Annotated in this window: 18 protein-coding genes and 1 tRNA gene; 10 read left to right on the plus strand and 9 right to left on the minus strand. The window is 47.9% G+C overall.

What is annotated here, in order from left to right; translation table 11 throughout:
• Position 1: 1 nt before the first annotated feature.
• From sctC to actS, 6 genes are all read right to left on the minus strand, one after another.
• The gene (sctC, locus tag ACJHXB_RS01260; RefSeq protein ID WP_000694681.1) at positions 2-1,705 is read right to left on the minus strand and encodes a type III secretion system outer membrane ring subunit SctC; all 1,704 of its coding nucleotides are present in this window, start codon (positions 1,703-1,705) and stop codon (positions 2-4) included.
• Positions 1,702-2,451 carry a helix-turn-helix domain-containing protein gene (locus tag ACJHXB_RS01265; protein ID WP_000568782.1) on the minus strand — a complete coding sequence of 250 codons (750 nt, stop codon included), beginning with the start codon at positions 2,449-2,451 and terminating at the stop codon, positions 1,702-1,704. Before ACJHXB_RS01265 ends, sctC begins: the two co-directional genes overlap by 4 nt.
• A gap of 345 nt (positions 2,452-2,796) precedes the next feature.
• On the minus strand, positions 2,797-2,976 hold the full coding sequence (locus tag ACJHXB_RS01270) for a GhoT/OrtT family toxin (protein WP_001305821.1): 180 nt from the start codon (positions 2,974-2,976) through the stop codon (positions 2,797-2,799).
• A 65-nt stretch (positions 2,977-3,041) separates the two neighbouring features.
• Entirely contained in the window at positions 3,042-4,664 is a 1,623-nt protein-coding gene (locus ACJHXB_RS01275; RefSeq protein ID WP_032159276.1) for a glycoside hydrolase family 15 protein, read from the minus strand.
• 221 nt (positions 4,665-4,885) lie between these two features.
• A tRNA-Gly gene (locus ACJHXB_RS01280) sits at positions 4,886-4,959 on the minus strand.
• A gap of 78 nt (positions 4,960-5,037) precedes the next feature.
• Entirely contained in the window at positions 5,038-5,793 is a 756-nt protein-coding gene (gene actS / locus ACJHXB_RS01285) for an amidase activator ActS (RefSeq protein WP_001603437.1), read from the minus strand.
• Between the two features lie 412 nt (positions 5,794-6,205).
• Between actS and xdhA the strand changes: the two genes are divergently transcribed.
• Genes xdhA through xdhC form a run of 3 tightly spaced genes read left to right on the plus strand, consistent with a single transcriptional unit; the run spans position 6,206 to position 9,868 of the window.
• Positions 6,206-8,503 carry a xanthine dehydrogenase molybdenum-binding subunit XdhA gene (gene xdhA / locus ACJHXB_RS01290; RefSeq protein ID WP_001604784.1) on the plus strand — a complete coding sequence of 766 codons (2,298 nt, stop codon included), beginning with the start codon at positions 6,206-6,208 and terminating at the stop codon, positions 8,501-8,503.
• Positions 8,504-8,513: 10 nt separating this feature from the next.
• Positions 8,514-9,392, plus strand: coding sequence for a xanthine dehydrogenase FAD-binding subunit XdhB (gene xdhB / locus ACJHXB_RS01295; protein ID WP_001604786.1), 879 nt, complete (start codon positions 8,514-8,516; stop codon positions 9,390-9,392).
• Positions 9,389-9,868: a xanthine dehydrogenase iron sulfur-binding subunit XdhC gene (gene xdhC, locus ACJHXB_RS01300; protein WP_001016587.1), complete on the plus strand. Its 480-nt coding sequence runs from the start codon at positions 9,389-9,391 to the stop codon at positions 9,866-9,868. Before xdhB ends, xdhC begins: the two co-directional genes overlap by 4 nt.
• A 39-nt stretch (positions 9,869-9,907) precedes the next feature.
• Here xdhC and ACJHXB_RS01305 read toward each other — a convergent pair whose 3' ends face one another.
• Positions 9,908-11,686 carry a sigma-54 interaction domain-containing protein gene (locus ACJHXB_RS01305; protein ID WP_000417789.1) on the minus strand — a complete coding sequence of 593 codons (1,779 nt, stop codon included), beginning with the start codon at positions 11,684-11,686 and terminating at the stop codon, positions 9,908-9,910.
• Positions 11,687-12,163: 477 nt separating this feature from the next.
• Here ACJHXB_RS01305 and ygeW point away from each other — a divergent pair, with 477 nt between their 5' ends.
• From ygeW to arcC, 5 genes are read left to right on the plus strand one after another with little or no spacing between them, the layout of a single operon-like run.
• Positions 12,164-13,351, plus strand: a complete 1,188-nt coding sequence (gene ygeW / locus ACJHXB_RS01310) for a knotted carbamoyltransferase YgeW (protein ID WP_000859787.1) — start codon at positions 12,164-12,166, stop codon at positions 13,349-13,351.
• A gap of 57 nt (positions 13,352-13,408) precedes the next feature.
• Positions 13,409-14,605 (plus strand): diaminopropionate ammonia-lyase, encoded by a 1,197-nt coding sequence (dpaL, locus tag ACJHXB_RS01315; protein WP_000110494.1) that lies wholly within the window; start codon positions 13,409-13,411, stop codon positions 14,603-14,605.
• Between the two features lie 57 nt (positions 14,606-14,662).
• Positions 14,663-15,874 carry a YgeY family selenium metabolism-linked hydrolase gene (locus ACJHXB_RS01320; RefSeq protein WP_001107125.1) on the plus strand — a complete coding sequence of 404 codons (1,212 nt, stop codon included), beginning with the start codon at positions 14,663-14,665 and terminating at the stop codon, positions 15,872-15,874.
• Positions 15,875-15,926: 52 nt separating this feature from the next.
• Positions 15,927-17,312: a D-phenylhydantoinase gene (hyuA, locus tag ACJHXB_RS01325; protein ID WP_001604788.1), complete on the plus strand. Its 1,386-nt coding sequence runs from the start codon at positions 15,927-15,929 to the stop codon at positions 17,310-17,312.
• Between the two features lie 47 nt (positions 17,313-17,359).
• On the plus strand, positions 17,360-18,292 hold the full coding sequence (gene arcC / locus ACJHXB_RS01330; protein WP_000037992.1) for a carbamate kinase: 933 nt from the start codon (positions 17,360-17,362) through the stop codon (positions 18,290-18,292).
• A gap of 220 nt (positions 18,293-18,512) precedes the next feature.
• Here arcC and yqeB read toward each other — a convergent pair whose 3' ends face one another.
• Entirely contained in the window at positions 18,513-20,138 is a 1,626-nt protein-coding gene (gene yqeB, locus ACJHXB_RS01335; protein WP_001020405.1) for a selenium-dependent molybdenum cofactor biosynthesis protein YqeB, read from the minus strand.
• Positions 20,139-20,185: 47 nt separating this feature from the next.
• A complete protein-coding gene (gene yqeC / locus ACJHXB_RS01340; RefSeq protein ID WP_001604791.1) occupies positions 20,186-20,956 on the minus strand; it encodes a selenium cofactor biosynthesis protein YqeC in 771 nt (256 codons plus the stop codon).
• Between the two features lie 102 nt (positions 20,957-21,058).
• Here yqeC and mocA point away from each other — a divergent pair, with 102 nt between their 5' ends.
• Together mocA and ygfK are read left to right on the plus strand one after the other, a co-directional pair.
• The gene (mocA, locus tag ACJHXB_RS01345; protein WP_001604793.1) at positions 21,059-21,637 is read left to right on the plus strand and encodes a molybdenum cofactor cytidylyltransferase; all 579 of its coding nucleotides are present in this window, start codon (positions 21,059-21,061) and stop codon (positions 21,635-21,637) included.
• Between the two features lie 321 nt (positions 21,638-21,958).
• Positions 21,959-25,057, plus strand: a complete 3,099-nt coding sequence (gene ygfK / locus ACJHXB_RS01350; RefSeq protein ID WP_001604796.1) for a putative selenate reductase subunit YgfK — start codon at positions 21,959-21,961, stop codon at positions 25,055-25,057.
• Position 25,058 lies beyond the last annotated feature (1 nt).

Here is a 25,058-nt window from a genome sequence, read left to right on the forward strand (position 1 = left end):
ACTATCCTCCGACGACTTCACGATTCAGGTAAGTTTTTATCCATTTCTGCAGTAATTCATCGTTGATTTCTTTATTTTTTGCCATTTGCTGTGTTATTGCTCTGGCGTCAACCGCAGCCTCATTCGCATTATTCATCATGCGCTCATCGATCTCTCTTGGCTCAATAAGAAAGACACGAACGATGTTATTCGCATTTGTTCCTTCATATCCAAATAATTTACCAATAAATGGAATACTGCCTAATATTGGGATCTTGCGACTTTCATAGGTATTCGTATCTCGTGTATATCCACCAATCAAAAGACTTTTCCCTTGAGGCACGCGCGCAATAGTACTTATAAGCGTTCTACCAACCTGAGGCAGATCATCAACATTGGTCTTGTCGGAATTGATTTCATTGCCATCTTCAATATTCAAGAGTAATTCAATTTGATTTCGTGAAGCAAATCGTGGTAGCACGCTAATCATCGTACCATAGGTTACTTCATCTAACTCCGCAGTACGCTCGCCGACTAATTTAGTATAGAAAGTACGGTTATTATCAAATATAGCAGGAATATTCTCCTGTGTTAAAACAACAGGACGCGCAACAACGGCGGCTCTTCTTTTTTGCGCAAGTGCCTGTATTGTTGCAATAAACTGTGTCCCATCCAGTGTACTAATTGAACCTGAATTATTAAATGATGCACTTAGGCTGGATCCAATTTTTATCGTGCCCGACCAGTCAGCTCCTAACTGTTCTAGATCAGTCTTATCAATATCTATTATCCATAAAGATAATTCAATATGTCGCTTTGGAATATCGAGCGTAGCTACTAACTTCTCGATAAAATCAACCTGAGATACTGTTCCTTTAACAAGTAAACTGTTGGTATCAGGATATGCAATAATTTGTATATCGTCAGTCTCTGGCGCTCCAGCTGTCGATATTATTTTCTCTACTTGTAGGTCATCATCTTCTTCAGCACCAGGAAAAGGAGGCATACGTGATACGTTTTTTAGTTGTTGACGACTTGAAATTTCAGAAAGTACGTTAACCCCAGTGCTTTGCTTAATGTTATTATTTAACAACGTCGATAGTACTTTTGCCATGCCAGGAATAACTATCTTTTCGCCACGTAATTCATAAGTCCGATCATTAACGAATGTGTTGACCAGATGAATTATTCCTACTTTATTTCGTCCGATCTCGATGCCATCGCTGTTTTGCTCCATCAATTTTGCAGCATTAACGACCAGGTCAACATACACCGGTGGCCCTGAAACATAGAAAGTACCATTGCCCCCCCCTTTAATTTCATAACGAGAGTTATACAGACCTGATTTTTTTAAAAAATTATTAAACTCATTCGTCGATACCTTTCTCAGATTAATCAGCGCATTACGCATCTCTGATGAGTCATAGATATAAATAGCTTTGCCATCATCGTACCAAATAAGTCCCATCTGCGCCGACAGGCGTTCAATCAAGGCATAGGGTTCGGTTAAATCAAAATTTCCGCTGATCTGTTTCTTCATGGCAAGCTTACTTACTATTGTAGGCTTACCCGCATATGATGAAACCGTTTCAAAAAAACTACGTAGATTTTCTTTATTTGCTACGTATCCATTCGCTGTTGCGGCATATGCACCAGGAGTCAATAATCCATTAAAAATGCATAAGGCTGAAATTAATATAATAGTAATACGTAATTTTATTTTCATAACTTTTTACATAGTTCTCTCGGTGTTTTTCCTAACCGGCTTTTTACTTCGGCTGAAAAGTGTGATGAGGATGAGTAGCCATATTTATGCGCAATTGTTGTCATATCACTGTTTCCTTCAATGATTTCCAACACGGCTCTGGCAACTCTCCAGCCACATAATTCCGTTTTAACTTTACCACCCAATGCATAACTACATAAACGGCGAAAATGTGAATACGATACGCCGTAAAGCTCACCAAGATCATAGAGTGAAGTCTGTATGAGCGATTGCGATAATAAATAGCGAACCAGTTTATAGCATTCTGTTTTTCTTAGATGCTGAAACAGAATTTCATTAATATTATCGCTGCTCAGATAAGTGGCTAAAAACCAGGCTTCACTTGCAACTTTACTGAATAGCACAACTTCTGATGCAAAGGGCAAGGCATCAGCAAACAATTCATGGTGTTCCCTTTCCACACTCCCCGTTGATTCATCTATAAAAGCTAATAATTTACTCAGGATATCAATGCGAAGTGGATGATAAATTACTTTCCCTGCAGTTACCTCAATTTGGCTTCGGTCAATGAGCAGTAATATATCTTCCACTACCATTAATTTTTGATGGTTATTACCAATCGTAATAACAAGGGTTACATCCTTGTTTTCATTTCCCCGTAAGAACCACATTTCAGGGTCCAGTAGGGTTAACTTCTGTCCTTGAAGCAAAACATTCATTGGAAGTAACAGCCCTTCTTCAATCATGTTTCATCTCCTTATTCCATATTCTCATTCTCCATAAACTTGCTATAAAAACATGATTAAAAAGTGATGATTACTATTTATAAAATAATGATTTTGTTATGAGTGAATAGCTATCAGCCACTTACAGTAGTAAGTCATCCTGTCCATATACAGAATTGCAACTGTTGATATGTTTTACTTAAACATACCCCGTATTTCTTATAACACTTGTTTGGTGACTATTTTCAATAAAAATCATATTTGTTAGTTACACATTAACGCACTGCGAGTGTTTTGTTACTCCCCGCATATATTTTATTCTCTTTTTCGATTCTATTTTTCTTAATCGTTCATATAATTTTCTTGTTAGTCGGATTTACGAATCATGAGACTTATGATGGATGGAATGAGGCTAAGCGGCCAGGTCAACCCTGTAATTACTGCAGCAAACAACCGATATGTTACTTTTTCTTCCGAGAAGATAAATATTAAGGTCGATGTCACAACCAGACCTATCAGGTAAGCTAACAGTAATTTATTGATCACTTTTACCTCCCTTACGATTTCTCTTTGAGCGGTCCTTTTAATCCAGGACCGCCTCATTATGAAAACTATTTATTTCCCTCATCATTGATAAGGTTGGACATTTCTTTCAACATAAGAGTCATTGAGGCTTTCGACCAGTTTAGCGGAATGATAGGGCTTGGCGCTTCATGCAAAGTTCCTGACTTGTGGATATAGTTATAGCTTTCGGGAAGTGCCATTTCAGGTACGCTCCTGCCATTTGCACCAATCATATTCTCGCCTGTTATTTGGGCCAATGATCTATTCATAAATTGCACTGAGTCATTCAAATATTCTTCTTTTCTTGATTCTTTATAAACAATTGCTGCTGATTTTGCATACCATGAGTCAAAAAACCATTCTGCTTCTGTTGATGGAATGAAGCTCTTTTCTCTTTTCGCATGTGAATTTTGATCGGTATCAGTTTTAATATCATTGAACCAAAAATTTGCCGACTGATAATTATCCTTCTCGTATCTTTTTATACCATACGGACCTGCTAGTTTTTTAACTATTTTTAGAACTTGCTCTTTTCTTCTGGTATTTATCTTTGAAAGATTTGCAGGATAAATAACATTAAGTAAAGCCGCATCGGCTTCTCTGTAATGTTTATCTTTTTCCAGATAACCTGGGGATTCTCCCCCTAAATCAAGCTGTAACGTTATTCTTTCATAACCTTTATCTATGAGGTGGTTCAACCTCGTTGTTGAAAGAGGTTCATCCAGTTCATTAGCTTTAGCTTCGCGTAGTAAATCAGAGACAAAAACAGAGTCTTTCTTCGAGAGTAAGTTCGACAAACGTTCCAGTCCAGAGGTCACCAGTGCAACGGAAGATGTGTTTAATCTGGCATCTTCTTCCCACGCTCCGGAATCTTCCATAACATAGAAATTGGCTTTATCCAGATAAGCAATCAGCAGCGCAACCGATTTTAATCGGTCACCTTTTTGCCAATCTTCAGCGTTAATAGTACCAGTGTCGATTGCTTGTATAAGGAGATCAAGATAAAGACCTAAAGCATCATTTTGTTTATGGTTCCACAGCTGCGGCTTGCCTTCTTCCTGCACATCTGCCATCACGGGGGAGTTGCTGTCAAATCGGATATGCACAGCATTCATTTGCCCGGGAATTCCATCCAGTCGTTTTGGGTTGCTAATGACATCCTGCATCCGCTTAATCTGGTCGGGCGTAGACATATAATCCCACAGGGTGAGCAGAATCTTTTTTGCAGCTACCCTATTTTCCTGATCTGATACTAATGCCATATAGCCCCATAAACTATCCCTCAGCCAGACAGCATCATAGTGGGTTTCTGCCGCTGTTTTGTCATCTTCGAAAGTAGAAGCAAGAATAAACGTTCCCCAGGGTTTCTCCGTCAACGCTAACTTTCGTGTGTTTTCTGTTAATGTAAACAATCCTTGAATTTCGTCTTTGGTATAGTGGCTCTTTATTTCATTTTGTAATTTGGCTGAGTGAATCAGAAGACGATAATTAGGATACTTATCTGGATTTAACGATAAATAACTTTTATCTGTTGCTGCCCTCGTGGAATTAAGAATGTTAAATACAGATTCACTCGTCACTTCTGCCCCTGTCGCCTGGCATGTGCCGCACGAAAATATACCAGCGAGCAGAAGAGTTAATGCAGATTTCCCTTTCATAAAATATTCCATCAATCGTTTGTTAAAAGCGTAGATAACCACTTATTTAACAACTTGAAAATAAGGTATTTTACCTGGGTTGTTACAAAAGGATTGCATTGCGTAAACGCTTTTTATTTACAAAAAAATGGGGAAGTGTTACAGCGATTGGGAAAAGTCTGAAGCGTTTGAATTAAGATAATATAGAAAATCAGATACAGCAAAAATGGCAGATTGATGAGGTGAAGATAAATTGGAGCGGGCGAAGGGAATCGAACCCTCGTATAGAGCTTGGGAAGCTCTCGTTCTACCATTGAACTACGCCCGCTTCGAGATGCGTAAGGCATTATAAACCTTACGCTCTCCTTAGCAAGTGCCGCGCTGCTGACTGCTGATTAATTCGCCATCAGCATTTTGGCTTGCTGCCCTGAGGCGGCAAGTAACGTAGCGGATCAATTGCCGTTGCACGGTAACGAATCTGGAAATGCAGGCGAACAGATGCCGCATCAGTGCTCCCCATAGTGGCGATTTTTTGCCCAGCCTTCACGCTTTGCCCATTATTTACCAGCATCGTGTCATTATGGGCGTAAGCCGTAATGTAATCTTCACTGTGTTTAATCATGATGAGATTACCGTAGCCACGCAGCTGGTTGCCCACATACACCACCTTTCCTGCACCCGCGGCGTAAATAGGTGTACCCCGTGGAGCTGAGATATCAATCCCTTTATTGCCGCCATCAGCTGTCGAATACGGCATGATAACTTTCCCTGTCGTTGGCCATAACCAACAACGTTGCCCTACTGGCGGCCAGGAAGATTTCGGTACCGCTGATGACGGTGTAACCGATGCGGTTTTGGTCGTTGATTTGGCGGTTGATTTACGTGTACTACTGCTATTTTTCGCCCCACCCAGTTTTAGTTTCTGACCAACTTCAATGGTGTAAGGGGGTGAAATGCCGTTCAGTCGCGCAAGTTCTTTTACGCTGGTTCCCGTGGTGCGCGAAATACGATATAGCGTATCCCCCCGTTTCACGGTGTAAACGGAGCCGGAATACGTTCCTGTATCGGATGATTTGCTACCCGAACAGCCCGCCAAAAGCAGACCAACCGATAACAACATCACGATACCCAGAGATTTTTTATTCAGGCGTCCCGCACTCAAAATCTTTCCTCGCTTAAAAAACAAGACGCCATATCATAGCAGCCAGCCTCTGGATACCCAATCTCTTGCTTCTGGAAAAACGCGGTAATATAGAAAGAGGTTAATTTCATTTGGCAAAGGGAAGTATCATCAGCAAAATATTCGCTGCAGAGGTATCGAAGTTCCTGACTTTTACCCTATTTCCATCCTGATGCGTAATAATCCTGATTTATCACATTGATTTTATCGCCACTCATATTGATACGTATCACTGCCCCTATTCAGGGTCCTGTTTCGTATCATATCTGTGTTTTTTTAACATCATCACACTTCCTTCCTCCCTTAACGCTTATCGTCGTTTCTGGCGTAAATCTTGCCTGCTTAGACTAAATCTTTGCCATAAGAACCAAATGTTCAAATCGAGGGGATTTCTATGGAAGCGCGGGAAGCAACCGCTACAGGTGAATCATGCATGCGCGTAGATGCCATTGCTAAGGTCACCGGGCGGGCACGATATACTGACGATTATGTTATGGCGGGCATGTGTTACGCGAAATATGTACGTAGCCCTATCGCACATGGTTATGCCGTAGGTATTAATGATGAACAAGCCAGAAGTTTACCAGGCGTACTGGCGATTTTTACCTGGGAAGATGTACCTGATATCCCATTCGCTACAGCTGGGCATGCATGGACACTTGACGAAAACAAGCGCGATACCGCCGATCGCGCACTGCTAACTCGCCATGTTCGTCATCATGGTGACGCCGTTGCCATCGTCGTGGCCCGTGATGAACTCACGGCAGAAAAAGCGGCGCAATTGGTCAGCATTGAGTGGCAAGAATTACCCGTTATCACCACGCCAGAAGCGGCGCTGGCAGATGACGCTGCACCAATCCATAACGGCGGCAATTTACTAAAACAAAGCACGATGTCGACGGGTAATGTCCAACAAACAATCGATGCCGCCGATTACCAGGTGCAGGGGCACTATCAGACTCCCGTTATTCAACATTGTCACATGGAAAGCGTGACATCGCTGGCATGGATGGAGGATGACTCGCGAATTACCATCGTTTCCAGCACCCAGATCCCGCACATTGTTCGCCGCGTAGTTGGTCAGGCGCTGGATATTCCCTGGTCATGCGTACGAGTTATCAAACCGTTTGTCGGTGGCGGTTTTGGTAATAAACAGGATGTGCTGGAAGAGCCAATGGCGGCATTCCTGACCAGCAAGCTTGGCGGCATTCCGGTGAAAGTTTCCCTTAGCCGTGAAGAGTGTTTCCTCGCAACCCGTACCCGCCACGCTTTTACTATTGACGGGCAAATGGGCGTGAACCGCGACGGAACATTGAAAGGTTATAGTCTGGATGTTCTGTCTAACACCGGCGCTTATGCATCTCACGGGCACTCCATCGCTTCTGCAGGGGGGAATAAAGTCGCTTACCTTTATCCTCGTTGTGCCTACGCTTACAGTTCAAAGACCTGCTATACCAACCTCCCCTCGGCTGGTGCGATGCGTGGTTATGGCGCGCCACAAGTCGTATTTGCCGTTGAGTCTATGCTTGATGACGCCGCGACAGCGTTAGGTATTGATCCTGTTGAAATTCGTTTACGCAACGCCGCCCGCGAAGGAGATGCTAATCCGCTCACGGGCAAACGTATTTACAGCGCAGGGTTGCCGGAGTGTCTTGAAAAAGGCCGGAAAATCTTTGAATGGGAAAAACGCCGTGCAGAATGCCAGAACCAGCAAGGCAATTTACGCCGCGGCGTTGGCGTCGCCTGTTTTAGCTACACCTCTAACACCTGGCCTGTCGGCGTAGAAATAGCAGGCGCGCGCCTTCTGATGAATCAGGATGGAACCCTCAACGTACAGAGTGGTGCCACGGAAATCGGTCAGGGGGCCGACACCGTCTTCTCGCAAATGGTAGCAGAAACCGTGGGGGTTCCGGTCAGCGACGTTCGCGTTATTTCAACCCAAGATACCGACATTACGCCGTTCGATCCCGGTGCATTTGCCTCACGCCAGAGCTATGTTGCCGCGCCTGCGCTGCGCAGTGCGGCACTGTTATTAAAGGAGAAAATCATCGCTCACGCCGCTGTCATGCTACATCAGTCAGCGATGAATCTTACCTTGATAAAAGGCCATATCGTGCTGGTTGAACGACCGGAAGAGCCGTTAATGTCGTTAAAAGATTTGGCGATGGACGCCTTCTACCACCCTGAACGCGGCGGGCAGCTCTCTGCTGAAAGCTCCATCAAAACCACCACTAACCCACCGGCGTTTGGCTGTACCTTTGTTGATCTGACGGTCGATATTGCGCTGTGTAAAGTCACCATCAACCGCATCCTCAACGTTCATGATTCGGGGCATATTCTAAATCCGCTGCTGGCAGAAGGTCAGGTACACGGCGGAATGGGAATGGGCATTGGCTGGGCGCTATTTGAAGAGATGATCATCGATGCGAAAAGCGGCGTGGTCCGTAACCCCAATCTGCTGGATTACAAAATGCCGACCATGCCGGATCTGCCACATCTGGAAAGCGCGTTCGTCGAAATCAATGAGCCGCAATCCGCATACGGACATAAGTCACTGGGTGAGCCACCAATAATTCCTGTTGCCGCTGCTATTCGTAACGCGGTGAAGATGGCTACCGGTGTTGCAATCAATACACTGCCGCTGACGCCAAAACGGTTATATGAAGAGTTCCATCTGGCAGGATTGATTTGAGGATAACATCATGTTTGATTTTGCTTCTTACCATCGCGCAGCAACCCTTGCCGATGCCATCAACCTGCTGGCTGACAACCCGCAGGCCAAACTGCTCGCCGGTGGCACTGACGTACTGATTCAGCTCCACCATCACAATGACCGTTATCGCCATATTGTTGATATTCACAATCTGGCGGAGCTGCGGGGAATTACGCTGGCGGAAGATGGCTCACTACGTATCGGCTCTGCAACGACATTTACCCAGCTCATTGAAGATCCTGTAACTCAACGTCATCTCCCAGCGTTATGTGCTGCGGCCTCATCCATTGCCGGACCGCAGATCCGTAACGTCGCTACCTACGGTGGAAATATTTGCAACGGTGCTACCAGCGCAGATTCTGCCACGCCAACGCTAATTTATGACGCGAAACTGGAGATTCACTCCCCGCGCGGTGTTCGTTTCGTCCCGATTAATGGCTTTCACACTGGACCGGGCAAAGTGTCTCTTGAGCATGACGAAATCCTTGTCTCCTTTCATTTTCCGCCCCAGCCGAAAGAACACGCGGGCAGCGCGCATTTTAAATATGCCATGCGCGACGCAATGGATATTTCAACGATTGGCTGCGCCGCACATTGCCGACTGGATAACGGCAATTTCAGCGAATTACGCCTGGCATTTGGTGTTGCAGCGCCAACGCCGATTCGCTGCCAACATGCCGAACAGACTGCACAAAATGCGCCATTAAACCTGCAAACGCTGGAAGCTATCAGCGAATCTGTCCTGCAAGATGTCGCCCCGCGTTCTTCATGGCGGGCCAGTAAAGAGTTTCGTCTGCATCTCATCCAGACGATGACCAAAAAAGTGATTAGCGAAGCCGTCGCCGCGGCGGGGGGAAAATTGCAATGAATCACAGCGAAACAATTACCATCGAATGCACCATTAACGGGATACCTTTTCAGCTTCACGCCGCACCAGGCACGCCACTCTCGGAATTACTCCGCGAACAAGGACTGCTAAGTGTCAAACAAGGGTGCTGCGTGGGTGAATGTGGTGCCTGTACGGTGCTGGTCGACGGCACAGCAATAGACAGTTGCTTATACCTTGCCGCCTGGGCTGAAGGAAAAGAGATCCGCACGCTGGAAGGTGAAGCGAAAGGCGGAAAACTTTCTCATGTTCAGCAGGCTTATGCGAAATCCGGCGCAGTGCAGTGCGGGTTTTGTACGCCTGGCCTGATTATGGCTACCACAGCAATGCTGGCGAAACCACGCGAGAAGCCATTAACCATTACGGAAATTCGTCGCGGACTGGCGGGAAATCTTTGTCGCTGCACGGGGTATCAGATGATTGTAAATACAGTTCTGGATTGCGAGAAAACGAAGTAAAAGGATATCCGGCCTGAATTCAGGCCGGATTCACTGAGGTTATGTGTTTAACAACTCATATTTCTTAATCTTGCGATAGAGCGTAGCAATGCCGATGCCCAGTTCATCAGCAACTTGCTTCTTGCTGTTATGACGTGAAAGCGCCTCGCGGATCATTTGCTTTTCCATCTCCTCCAGCGCCGTGCCGCCCGCATCATCGAGTGCCAGGTGCGCCTCGTTGACCTCTGTTACATCACTTTGCTCCGTTGTGCCATTATTCAGCAGATTTGGCGGCAATAGCGTGCTGTCGATAACTTCACCTGAAGGAACCACGTTAACCAGATATTCCATCAAATTGCTTAACTCGCGCAGGTTTCCGGGCCAACGATGCTTACGCAATATTTCGACGACATCAGGAGCAATGCCAGGATAAACCGATCCCAGACGACGGGTATGCAGATGTAAAAAGTAATGCACCAGTAGTTCAATATCTTCCTGACGTTCACGCAGCGGTGGCAGAGTTATCGGGATAACATTAAGTCGGTAGAAGAGATCTTCGCGGAATTTACCTTCGGCAATGAACTGGGCCAAATTCTGGTTAGTTGCAGAAATGATGCGAATGTCGACTTGTATTGGGCTACTGGCACCAATCGGCAGAATTTCACGTGCCTCAATAGCGCGCAGTAATTTAGCCTGCAACATTAATGGCATATCACCTATTTCATCGAGAAACAGCGTGCCCGTATTCGCCGCCTGAATCAACCCTGTTTTACCGTTGGCAGAAGCGCCAGTAAATGCGCCTTTAACATAACCGAACAGTTCGCTCTCCAGAAGCTGCTCCGGAATCGCGGCACAGTTGATAGCAATAAAAGGTTTATTCCGTCTTCCGCTCAACTTATGGATTGCACGGGCGACAACTTCTTTACCCGTGCCGCTTTCACCAACCACCATAACGCTGGATGGGCTGGGTGCAATACGGCTAATGAGTCGTTTTAATTGCCGCATAACACGGCACTCGCCAACCAATTGTTCAATATGCGGTTCATCAGGTGCATTTGCTACAGAAAAACTGGTATGCGATTGGTGAAACGCCATTAAAAATAATTGTCGGCCCTGAATGTTATGCAATTGACCAATGATTAATTCACTTTTATCGTCCCACGAAACAATATGCTGCATATGTCCATGGGTAAAATTACTCTCAAATGTTAATGGTCTGAAACGGATAGGTTTCCCAATAATATTATTTTGCACAACACCGAGTGTTTTTAAGGCAGTCTGATTAACAAACTGAACCCGATTTTCGTCATCAACAACTAAAACGCCCTGATCCATATTATCGATCATGGTCGCGAATATTTTACTGATGTTATCTCCTGGCCCCTGATCCTCCAGAAGTTTCGAAACAAAAATGGTGGATATATGGCGAACGTAATCAGAAAATTCGCGTAAATTATCACTGATATGTTCTTGTTGCTCGTGGGTAACGGCAATCAAACTTATCACCCCAACACAACGATCCTGTAAAATGACAGGCGTACCCAGAAATGCTTTTTCACGGCAATTTTCTTTACTATCGCAACCTTCACAAAGGGGATCGAAGCGAGACTGTGTCACAACTTTTTCAGTTTTCGTTTCCAGGACGTGGCGGAGCAGGCGTGAGTTGCCGCTCAACTGGCGACCAAGAAACTTCCCATACGCGCCCGTTCCGGCGACGCGACACAAGTTTTCATCAACGATCTCAACCTCAAGCTGCAAAACGCTGGCAAGCATTCTGGCAAAACGCTGAATTGTCGGTTGAATTTGCATCAATACTGACTGCGTAGTAGCAAGCTCCATAGCTTTACCTTCCAGACTTACTTAAAAGTCGATCATTGAAGACGTTGATGGTTCACAGATCATGATGATATTAACTCAGACGAAATTGGCTTTGATAAAAACATAAGATTTTTATCACTTTCTAATGAAATTATGGAAGAGATATCACATTTCTATATCAATATGAGAATTACGGCGGTGAGTTTATCAAACTGACGAGGGATAACCTGCCCCTTTATCTTATTTCTGACACTTAGCAGCAAATAAATAACGCGATAAAAAAAGCCAAACGTTTTCGTATTTTACAAACAACCAGAAGCTGGCATCAATTTGTGATCAACCCCACACATTATCCGTCAAATTAGTCTTTTGCAGCCACGTGGATAATTCTGGCACACTTATTGTTAGTCCCTGGTATAGCTGTGAAAACACCAATCACTTGGCAAGTCACAGTGAAATAAACCTCTTTGCCTGTCATTCCACTACCGGGACTTTATGATGAAAACTGTTAATGAGCTGATTAAGGATATCAATTCGCTGACCTCTCACCTTCACGAGAAAGATTTTTTGTTAACGTGGGAACAGACGCCAGATGAACTGAAACAAGTACTGGACGTTGCCGCAGCATTAAAAGCACTGCGTGCTGAAAACATCTCAACCAAAGTCTTTAATAGTGGATTAGGTATTTCCGTATTCCGCGACAACTCCACCCGTACCCGCTTCTCTTATGCTTCCGCGCTTAACCTGCTCGGCCTTGCACAGCAAGATCTCGACGAAGGCAAATCACAAATCGCTCACGGCGAAACCGTGCGTGAAACCGCCAATATGATCTCCTTCTGCGCCGATGCCATCGGTATTCGTGACGATATGTATCTGGGCGCAGGCAACGCCTATATGCGTGAAGTTGGCGCTGCACTTGATGACGGCTACAAGCAGGGCGTACTGCCGCAGCGTCCGGCTTTAGTGAACCTGCAATGCGATATTGACCACCCGACTCAGTCAATGGCTGACCTCGCATGGTTACGTGAACACTTTGGTTCGCTGGAAAACCTGAAAGGTAAAAAAATCGCCATGACCTGGGCCTACTCACCAAGCTATGGCAAACCGCTCTCTGTACCACAAGGCATCATCGGCCTGATGACTCGCTTCGGTATGGATGTCACCCTGGCCCATCCGGAAGGCTACGACCTGATCCCGGATGTCGTTGAAGTCGCTAAAAACAATGCTAAAGCCTCCGGTGGTAGCTTCCGTCAGGTCACCAGCATGGAAGAAGCCTTCAAAGACGCAGACATCGTTTATCCGAAGTCATGGGCACCTTACAAAGTGATGGAAGAGCGTACTGAATTGCTGCGTGCGAACGATCACGAAGGCTTAAAAGCACTGGAAAAACAGTGTCTGGCACAGAACGCGCAACACAAAGACTGGCATTGTACTGAAGAGATGATGGAACTGACCCGTGATGGCGAAGCCCTGTACATGCACTGCCTGCCAGCTGATATCAGCGGCGTATCCTGTAAAGAAGGTGAAGTGACTGAAGGCGTATTCGAAAAATACCGTATCGCAACCTACAAAGAAGCCAGCTGGAAGCCTTATATCATCGCCGCGATGATCCTGTCCCGTAAATACGCCAAACCAGGTGCACTGCTCGAGCAACTGCTGAAAGAAGCGCAAGAACGCGTGAAATAACCCCTCGGGCCGATCAGCTGGTCGGCCCTCTATTTCCAGAGGCCAAAAGGATAGGATATGTCCGTTTTCTCATTGAAGATTGATATCGCCGATAACAAATTTTTCAACGGCGAAACATCACCGCTCTTTTCGCAAAGCCAGGCCAAACTGGCGCGCCAGTTCCACCAGAAAATTGCTGGTTATCGCCCAACACCGCTTTGTGCGCTGGACGATCTCGCAAACCTTTTTGGTGTGAAGAAAATTCTCGTCAAAGACGAATCAAAACGATTCGGTCTGAACGCCTTCAAAATGCTCGGCGGTGCATACGCCATCGCTCAATTATTGTGCGAAAAATATCATCTTGATATCGAAACGCTGTCATTTGAGCACCTGAAAAATGCTATCGGCGAAAAAATGACCTTCGCAACCACCACCGACGGTAACCACGGGCGCGGTGTGGCATGGGCAGCGCAGCAACTCGGACAGAATGCGGTGATTTACATGCCGAAAGGTTCTGCTCAGGAACGCGTTGACGCCATTCTGAACCTCGGTGCCGAGTGCATCGTCACGGATATGAACTATGACGATACCGTTCGCCTGACCATGCAACACGCACAGCAGCACGGCTGGGAAGTGGTGCAAGATACCGCCTGGGAAGGTTACACCAAAATCCCAACCTGGATCATGCAGGGCTATGCAACACTGGCAGATGAAGCCGTCGAGCAAATGCGTGAAATGGGCGTAACCCCGACGCACGTTCTGCTGCAAGCCGGTGTCGGCGCGATGGCCGGTGGTGTGCTGGGTTATCTGGTCGATGTCTACAGCCCGCAAAATCTGCACAGCATTATTGTTGAACCTGACAAAGCTGACTGTATTTATCGCTCTGGCGTCAAAGGCGACATCGTCAACGTTGGCGGTGATATGGCCACCATCATGGCAGGCCTGGCCTGTGGCGAACCTAACCCGCTGGGCTGGGAAATCCTACGTAACTGCGCCACCCAATTCATCTCCTGCCAGGACAGCGTTGCCGCATTAGGTATGCGCGTACTGGGTAATCCGTACGGCAACGATCCACGCATCATCTCCGGTGAATCTGGCGCTGTCGGTTTGGGCGTTCTCGCGGCTGTTCATTATCACCCGCAACGTCAAAGCCTGATGGAAAAACTGGCGCTGAACAAAGATGCCGTAGTGCTGGTTATCAGCACTGAAGGCGACACCGACGTGAAGCACTACCGCGAAGTTGTCTGGGAAGGCAAACACTCTGTAGCACCTTAATCACCCTATTGGAACAGCTCCCCGCAAAACGGGGAGTAAAAAATCTGGAGAAAAATAATGGCTAAGAATATTCCATTCAAACTGATTCTTGAAAAAGCAAAAGATTACCAGGCAGACATGACTCGCTTCCTGCGCGATATGGTTGCTATTCCCAGTGAAAGCTGCGACGAAAAACGCGTAGTACATCGTATTAAAGAAGAGATGGAAAAAGTCGGCTTCGATAAAGTTGAAATCGACCCGATGGGCAACGTTCTCGGTTATATCGGCCACGGCCCGCGTCTGGTGGCAATGGACGCTCATATTGATACCGTCGGCATTGGCAACATCAAAAACTGGGACTTCGATCCGTACGAAGGTATGGAAACCGATGAGCTGATCGGTGGTCGTGGTACTTCCGATCAGGAAGGCGGCATGGCGTCTATGGTTTATGCCGGTAAAATCATTAAAGACCTCGGTCTGGAAGATGAATATACCCTGCTGGTTACCGGTACGGTGCAGGAAGAAGACTGCGACGGTCTGTGCTGGCAGTACATTATTGAACAATCCGGCATTCGCCCGGAATTTGTGGTCAGTACTGAACCGACTGATTGCCAGGTATACCGTGGTCAACGCGGTCGTATGGAAATTCGCATTGATGTTCAGGGTGTTAGCTGCCACGGTTCTGCACCAGAACGCGGTGACAACGCCATTTTCAAAATGGGTCCGATTCTTGGCGAATTGCAGGAACTCTCCCAGCGCCTGGGCTATGACGAATTCCTCGGCAAAGGCACCCTCACCGTTTCTGAAATTTTCTTCACATCCCCAAGCCGTTGCGCTGTAGCAGATAGCTGCGCAGTTTCAATCGACCGTCGTCTGACCTGGGGCGAAACCTGGGAAGGCGCGCTGGACGAAATCCGCGCCCTGCCTGCGGTACAGAAAGCTAACGCGGTTGTTTCTATGTACAACTACGACCGTCCGTCCTGGACTGGCCTGGTTTACCCAACAGAATGCTACTTCCCGACCTGGAAAGTGGAAGAAGATCACTTCACTGTTAAAGCACTGGTGAATGCCTACGAAGGGCTGTTTGGCAAAGCGCCGGTTGTTGATAAGTGGACCTTCTCAACTAACGGCGTATCTATCATGGGCCGTCACGGCATTCCGGTGATCGGCTTTGGCCCGGGTAAAGAACCTGAAGCGCATGCACCTAACGAAAAAACCTGGAAATCTCACCTGGTGACCTGTGCCGCGATGTACGCTGCAATCCCGTTAAGCTGGCTGGCAACCGAATAATTACTCTTCACTTATTCCCCTCCGGTTCGCCGGAGGGTTTTTGGAGTTTGCTATGCGCGTATTGATCAAAAACGGCACTGTCGTTAACGCAGATGGACAAGCCAAACAAGATTTGCTGATTGAGAGCGGGATTGTTCGCCAATTGGGCAGCAATATTTCGCCGCAGCTCCCGTATGAAGAAATTGATGCCACTGGCTGTTACGTTTTCCCTGGCGGCGTGGATGTCCATACGCATTTCAATATTGATGTCGGCATCGCGCGCAGTTGTGATGATTTTTTTACCGGTACCCGCGCAGCTGCGTGTGGCGGTACAACAACCATTATTGACCATATGGGATTTGGCCCAAACGGCTGTCGGTTACGCCATCAACTGGAGATTTATCGTGGTTATGCCGCCCATAAGGCGGTCATCGACTACAGCTTTCACGGTGTGATCCAGCACATTAATCACGCCATCCTCGACGAAATTCCGATGATGGTCGAAGAAGGACTGAGCAGTTTTAAACTCTATTTAACCTATCAATACAAACTCAACGATGACGAAGTTTTGCAGGCGTTACGCCGCTTGCATGAGTCCGGCGCGCTGACCACCGTGCACCCGGAAAATGATGCAGCTATCGCCAGCAAGCGGGCGGAGTTTATCGCCGCAGGGTTAACCGCGCCGCGCTATCACGCCTTGAGTCGCCCTCTGGAATGCGAAGCGGAAGCCATCGCCCGCATGATTAACCTGGCACAAATTGCCGGTAACGCCCCGCTCTATATCGTGCATCTGTCTAACGGCTTAGGTCTGGATTATCTGCGTCTTGCCCGTGCGAATCACCAGCCAGTCTGGGTTGAAACCTGCCCACAATATCTCCTGTTGGACGAACGCAGTTACGATACAGAAGATGGCATGAAGTTCATTCTTAGCCCACCGCTGCGTAACGTACGCGAGCAGGACAAACTGTGGTGTGGCATCAGCGATGGTGCGATTGACGTGGTGGCGACCGATCACTGCACCTTCTCGATGGCTCAACGCCTGCAAATTTCTAAAGGCGATTTCAGTCGCTGCCCAAATGGCTTACCCGGTGTGGAAAACCGCATGCAGTTACTGTTTTCCAGTGGCGTGATGACGGGACGTATAACACCGGAACGTTTTGTTGAATTAACCAGCGCAATGCCCGCCAGGCTGTTTGGCCTGTGGCCGCAAAAAGGGATATTAGCGCCCGGTTCCGATGGTGACGTGGTGATTATCGACCCACGTCAGAGCCAACAAATTCAGCATCGCCATCTCCACGACAACGCCGACTACTCGCCCTGGGAGGGGTTTACCTGTCAGGGCGCGATTGTCAGAACATTATCCCGTGGTGAAACGATTTTCTGTGACGGCACCTTTACAGGCAAAGCCGGGCGAGGTCGTTTCCTGCGACGCAAACCGTTTGTCCCTCCCGTGCTCTAACCACTGCCAGGGATCTATACACAATCAAGAATGATGAGTGAGGAAAAATGAGTAAGAAAATTGTTCTCGCCCTGGGCGGGAATGCGCTGGGCGACGACCTGGCCGGACAAATGAAAGCGGTAAAAATTACGTCTCAGGCAATTGTTGATTTAATTGCCCAGGGACATGAGGTCATCGTCACTCACGGTAACGGGCCACAGGTGGGCATGATTAACCAGGCCTTTGAAGCTGCCGCAAAAACGGAAGCGCACTCGCCAATGCTGCCGATGTCTGTCTGTGTTGCCTTAAGCCAGGGCTACATTGGTTACGATCTACAAAACGCCTTAAGAGAAGAACTGCTTTCTCGTGGCATTAATAAACCTGTAGCAACGCTGGTTACCCAGGTCGAAGTCGATGCTAACGATCCGGCATTCCTCAACCCGACCAAGCCGATCGGTTCGTTCTTTACCGAGCAGGAAGCAGAGCAACTGACAAAACAGGGTTACACTCTGAAAGAAGATGCTGGTCGCGGCTATCGCCGTGTTGTTGCCTCGCCAAAACCAGTTGATATCATTGAAAAAGAAACGGTTAAAGCTCTGGTAGATGCAGGCCAGGTAGTGATCACCGTTGGCGGTGGTGGTATTCCTGTTATTCGTGAAGGTAACCATCTGCGTGGTGCCAGCGCGGTTATTGATAAAGACTGGGCCAGCGCCCGTTTAGCAGAAATGATTGATGCCGATATGCTGATCATTCTGACTGCGGTAGAAAAAGTGGCCATTAACTTCGGTAAAGAGAACGAACAGTGGCTCGATCGCCTGTCATTAAGTGATGCTGAACGCTTTATCGAAGAAGGTCATTTTGCGAAAGGTTCTATGCTGCCTAAAGTGGAAGCAGCCGCCTCGTTTGCTCGCTCTCGCGCTGGACGCGAAGCACTGATTACCGTATTGAGCAAAGCGAAAGAAGGGATTGAAGGCAAAACCGGAACGGTGATTTGTCAGTAATTTTAAGGCCGGGTAGGTAATACCATCCGGCCAAAGATTGTCAAGTAAGTGCGCTTTGTTGATGCCGGATGCGGCGCGAGCGCCTTATCCGTCCTACAAAACATCGCAAATTCAATAGATTGCAATGCACTTGTAGGCCTGATAAGCGTAGCGCATCAGGCAATTTGGCGTTTGTCATCAGTCTCAGGCCGGGTGGGTAATACCATCCGGCCATTTTCATTTAAGCCACTTCCAGCACTTCTTTTGTCGCTTTAACGCCCTGATGCATCAACATCATTAACGCCTCAAGTACGCCGCCGCCAATTGCCCGGGCTTTATCAGAAACGCTGGTGAAATCAGCTGTTTCACCACGTGGATCGATATCACCAATTTTAAAACCACCGACCACCGCCAGTCCGTCGTTCAACAAGCCACGCACCATCCCCGTCAACGGTGCTTTAATTTCATGCTCACCAATCCAGGCAATCACATCGCCCTCTTTCACCAGATCGCCTAATTTCACGTTGGATCGCATAATGCCTGCAGCAGGAGCACGGATCACCCGTCGGGTGGTATGCCCCATAATATTGCCGGGAACACCGGTATTCTCCTGCGCACAACCAGAGTAAATCACCTGACCGAGCCAGTGCCCGCGATTTGTTTCAATTACCGCATGGCAATCCTTCCCAGCAGTAAAGCCCGGCCCAAGCGCGATTGTTACTGGTGCCATATCTGCCCGCGTACCCAAATTCTGTTTCGCCAGAATAGCGTCCACCACGCAAAGCGGTTTCAGTTCATCAAGCAATGAACAGGCGGGATCTACCATCACAGGGATGAATCCGCGTTCGGTAAGTTTCATCGCTTCCGCAGAGCTGGTTGCCAGGCGGGCAGTGACGCCTTCGACCGTCATTTCGCCATCGAACACGGCCTGGGCAAACGCCACGGTACAACGAATCACTGTCGGTTTTTCCACTTCCAGCATGATCACTTTAAAACCCGCATGATACAGACGTAGCGCCACACCACTGGCGATATCCCCCGCACCGCGAATCACCACCAGCTGGTGTCCGGAAGGATGAGAAGGTTTCATCATCAGCCCACCCGGCGCGTTATTTTTCACCTGTAATATTTCTGCCAGCACGCTGATGGCGATCTCCTGCGGCGTTTCCGCACCTATGTTGTAACCAACGGGCGCATGTAAACGGGCAATATGTTCTTCAGCCACGCCTTTCTCACGCAATTGACGCAGGAAAAGCTGAACCTTGCGACGACTTGCCAGCAACCCCAGCCATGCAATGGGCTGTTCAATGAGTTTGTCGAGGGCTTCACGATCCTGATTATTCGTGGCAATCAGGACAAAATTATCAGGGCGAATATCCAGTGCTTCCACTGCCGCACCAAACGACTCAGCATGGAGAAGCGTGGTTGATGGTGGGAATAATTCAGGATTAAGGCTTTCGCGATATATATCGGCAACGGCAATATCAAATCCTAATAGCGCCGCACTCTGGGCTATCGCCCGGTTGACATGCCCCGCGCCAATCAATACCAGACGAGGACGCATACCATGGACGCTGATAAACACGGACATTGCACCTCCACAATCTGACCCGACAGCATCCACACCGTTACGAGCCATACGTCCATGGAATAATCGCGGCTTACGTTCCTGCAATGCCTGAAGCGACTCTTCAATCACCTTCCGCTCAACCATTCCACCACCAATTGTACCGACGATAGAACCATCGGCGCGCACTAACATTTGTGCAGAATGGCGGGGAGTCGAGCCTCGGCTATCAACAATTTGCGCCATCGCAAACGGACAATTTTGCTCTTCAAGTTTTGCAGCCTCTGTGAAAATATTCATACCAACCTCAATGGATATCCTTTCAGTAACCCGGAATACCCGGGCCGCTAATTCACAAATCTGCGCGCGATTGCAGGATGTTCTTGTATATCGCCCAGCCAGATTGCCTCTACGTCGTGTTGTTGCAGCGGTTGAAGGAGCTCGCTTTGCGCAATCGCATTCTCACATTGAGAAAAACGGTTAATGAACCAGACTCGCCGACAACCTTGCGGTACGTTTTTAAATGCGCCCTGAGGGTGGCGAACCAGCGCAACGAGATCGCTCAGTTGCAAGGTTGCATCAGGTGTTAACCCGGTAATATCAGCAAACTGCGACCAGCGATGGACATTTTCTGTGCTCACTTTCGCACCCAAAATATGTCCTCCCATCACAGCAATCACGCAGCAACTGCTTTTGGGTATGCAAGGTTCGTGCTCATCAGGCGCTTTTAACGGCATTCCACGCGAGCCATCTGCCTCAATGAGAATTACGTCACACTCTGGTCGTTGCACCAGTGCATCAATCGCTTCTGGCATAAATCCCTGCACTTTTCCCTGGTTCGCTTTCCAGCTGTGAAAACAAAATGAAATGGGGGATGTAAGAGACGCATGAGGAAGCATGGCGGGATCACGACAGAAAACCACGGGCCAGTGAGACGTTGGCATAAACATATGTGTCGTCGTAGTGATTAACACACGCCTGCCGCTAGCCTGGAGCAGTTCTGCCAGCCAAAAAAGCAAGCTGGTTTTCCCCCCAGCCCCAACAACAGAAATCACAGTGGGACGTTTCTGCGCGCCTAAATCAATGAATAATGCCGATGGGTCAACTATACTTTTCACGAGTCTTTATGACCTCTCTGGGATAAATTATCCCCAACTTAATCCATCAGGAAGTAACGCAATTATCAGGCGTTATTAGTCCCTATAAATAATGGAACCACTATGTCAGCCATCGACTGTATAATTACCGCTGCCGGATTATCATCAAGAATGGGGCAATGGAAAATGATGTTACCCTGGCAACAGGGAACAATTCTTGATACAAGTATCAAAAATGCGTTGCAGTTTTGTAGCCGAATTATTTTAGTCACCGGCTATCGTGGTAATGAACTGCACGAGCGTTATGCGAACCAGAGCAATATCACTATTATCCACAACCCAGATTATGCGCAGGGTTTACTAACATCAGTAAAGGCCGCAGTACCCGCGGTAAAAACAGAATATTGTTTTCTCACCCACGGTGACATGCCTACCCTCACCATCGATATTTTTAGAAAAATCTGGTCGTTACGAAATGATGGCGCAATACTGCCACTCCATAATGGCATTCCCGGCCATCCGATTTTAGTGTCAAAGCCATGCCTGATGCAGGCAATCCAGCGTCTCAATATCACCAATATGCGTCAGGCACTCCTTATGGGAGAACATTATTCCGTCGAAATAGAAAATGCAGAAATAATTTTAGATATTGATACTCCGGACGACTTTATTACAGCGAAAAAAAGGTATACTGAAATTTAGAAAACGTAGTTAAACGATTGCGTTCAAATATTTAACCCTTCCAGTTCTCTTTATCATAATGATAAGGAATCACTGATTTTGAGAAAAGAGAAAAAGTGATAAATGGGCTGGCAATAATAATTTTCAGGAGTGATTTTAATTCTCATTTGGCACCTGTGAGTTCTTTCACAAAAAGCTCCTAAGTTTCGAGCCGCCTCACATTTTTTTATATTTCCCGCCAAACCTGGCAAGAGTGGTGCGATTGTTGCTCTATCCCCCTAAACCACCGGATTTCTCAACACCGGTCACTCAATGATATCTGTATAAGCTAAGGAGAGGGTTATGGGGGATATTATGCGTCCCATTCCGTTTGAGGAACTTTTGACGCGCATATTTGATGAATACCAACAACAACGCTCAATCTTTGGTATTCCCGAGCAACAGTTTTACTCACCCGTAAAAGGTAAAACTGTTAGCGTCTTCGGTGAAACCTGTGCCACTCCCGTCGGCCCTGCCGCTGGCCCGCACACGCAGCTCGCGCAAAATATTGTCACTTCCTGGCTAACTGGCGGACGCTTCATCGAACTAAAAACCGTCCAAATTCTTGACCGCCTGGAGCTGGAAAAGCCCTGTATTGATGCCGAAGACGAGTGCTTTAACACCGAATGGTCCACCGAATTTACCCTGCTTAAAGCCTGGGATGAATACCTCAAAGCTTGGTTTGCCCTGCATCTGTTGGAAGCGATGTTCCAGCCATCAGGATCCGGTAAGTCATTTATCTTTAATATGAGCGTCGGTTATAACCTTGAAGGGATTAAACAGCCGCCCATGCAGCAGTTCATCGATAATATGATGGACGCGTCTGACCATCCGAAATTCGCACAGTACCGCGATACGCTTAATAAACTACTCCAGGATGACGCATTTTTAGCCCGCCACGGATTGCAGGAAAAACGCGAAAGCTTGCAAGCCTTACCAGCTCGCATCCCTACCAGCATGGTGCAGGGCGTCACCCTCTCCACCATGCACGGCTGCCCTCCGCATGAAATCGAAGCCATTTGCCGCTACATGCTGGAAGAAAAAGGGCTCAATACCTTTGTGAAACTCAACCCGACCTTACTGGGGTACGCGCGTGTTCGTGAGATCCTCGATGTCTGCGGTTTCGGTTACATAGGCTTAAAAGAAGAGTCATTTGATCACGACCTCAAGCTGACGCAAGCGCTGGAAATGCTGGAACGCCTGATGGCACTGGCAAAAGAAAAATCACTCGGCTTTGGCGTAAAACTGACTAACACTCTCGGCACCATCAACAATAAAGGCGCACTGCCTGGTGAAGAGATGTATATGTCAGGCCGTGCGCTGTTCCCGCTCTCCATCAATGTTGCAGCAGTTCTCTCTCGCGCCTTTGACGGCAAACTGCCCATTTCTTATTCCGGTGGTGCCAGTCAGCTGACTATCCGCGATATTTTTGATACTGGTATTCGCCCTATTACTATGGCAACCGACCTGCTGAAACCTGGCGGCTATCTGCGCTTAAGTGCCTGCATGCGCGAGCTGGAAGGCTCCGACGCCTGGGGGCTTGCCCATGTTGACGTCGAACGCCTGAACAAACTGGCAGCAGACGCGTTAACCATGGAATACACTCAGAAACACTGGAAGCCAGAAGAGCGTATTGAAGTGGCAGAAGACCTGCCGCTGACTGACTGCTACGTTGCCCCCTGTGTTACTGCTTGCGCCATTAAACAGGATATTCCGGAATACATCCGTCTGCTTGGCGAACACCGCTATGCCGACGCACTGGAACTCATCTACCAACGCAACGCCCTGCCCGCCATTACCGGTCATATTTGCGATCACCAGTGCCAATACAACTGTACCCGCCTGGATTACGACAGTGCGCTGAATATCCGCGAACTGAAAAAAGTCGCGCTGGAAAAAGGTTGGGATGAATATAAGCAACGCTGGCACAAACCAGCCGGTTCTGGTTCACGCCATCCGGTTGCCGTGATTGGTGCAGGTCCGGCGGGTCTGGCAGCAGGTTACTTCCTTGCCAGAGCGGGCCATCCGGTTACGCTGTTTGAACGCGAAGCCAATGCGGGCGGCGTGGTGAAAAATATCATTCCTCAGTTCCGTATTCCTGCAGAGTTAATTCAGCACGATATCGATTTTGTTGCCGCTCACGGCGTGAAATTTGAGTATGGCTGCTCACCCGATTTGACCGTTGAACAGTTAAAAAATCAGGGCTTCCACTATGTTCTGATTGCCACCGGCACTGATAAAAATAGCGGTGTGAAACTGGCGGGCGACAACCAAAATGTCTGGAAATCACTCCCCTTCCTGCGTGAATACAACAAGGGCACAGCGCTCAAGCTGGGCAAACATGTGGTCGTTGTCGGGGCGGGTAACACGGCAATGGACTGCGCTCGTGCGGCGTTACGCGTTCCAGGCGTAGAAAAAGCAACGGTCGTTTACCGTCGTTCACTGCAAGAGATGCCAGCATGGCGCGAAGAGTATGAAGAAGCGTTGCACGACGGCGTGGAGTTCCGTTTCCTGAATAATCCGGAACGTTTCGATGCTGATGGCACCTTAACCTTGCGCGTTATGTCGCTTGGCGAACCTGATGAGAAAGGTCGTCGCCGTCCGGTTGAAACCAACGAAACAGTAACACTGCATGTAGACAGCCTGATCACCGCCATTGGTGAACAGCAGGATACTGAAGCCCTGAATGCGATGGGCGTGCCGCTGGACAAAAACGGCTGGCCAGACGTCGACCATAATGGCGAAACTCGTCTGACTGACGTCTTTATGATCGGCGACGTACAGCGCGGACCATCCTCCATTGTCGCTGCTGTCGGAACCGCGCGTCGGGCGACCGATGTCATCCTTAGTCGGGAAAACATCCGTTCCCACCAGAACGATAAATACTGGAACAACGTCAATCCGGCGGAAATCTATCAACGCAAAGGCGATATCTCTATCACCCTGGTGGATAGCGACGATCGTGACGCGTTTGTCGCCCAGGAAGCCGCACGCTGCCTTGAATGTAACTACGTTTGCAGCAAGTGTGTGGATGTCTGCCCGAACCGCGCCAACGTATCCATTGCGGTCCCTGGCTTCCAGAACCGTTTCCAGACGCTGCACCTCGACGCTTACTGTAACGAATGCGGCAACTGCGCTCAGTTCTGCCCGTGGAACGGTAAACCGTACAAAGACAAAATCACCGTCTTCAGCCTGTCGCAAGACTTTGATAACAGCAGCAATCCTGGCTTCCTTGTGGAAGATTGCCGGGTACGAGTACGTCTGAATAACCAAAGCTGGGTGTTAAACATCGACAGCGAAGGTCAGTTCAACAACGTACCACCGGAGCTGAACGATATGTGCCGCATTATTAGCCATGTCCACCAGCATCATCATTATCTGCTGGGCCGCGTGGAGGTGTAAT

Origin of the sequence: Escherichia sp. WS3227_2, from assembly GCF_046486495.1 — a bacterium.
Lineage (GTDB): Bacteria > Pseudomonadota > Gammaproteobacteria > Enterobacterales > Enterobacteriaceae > Escherichia > Escherichia coli.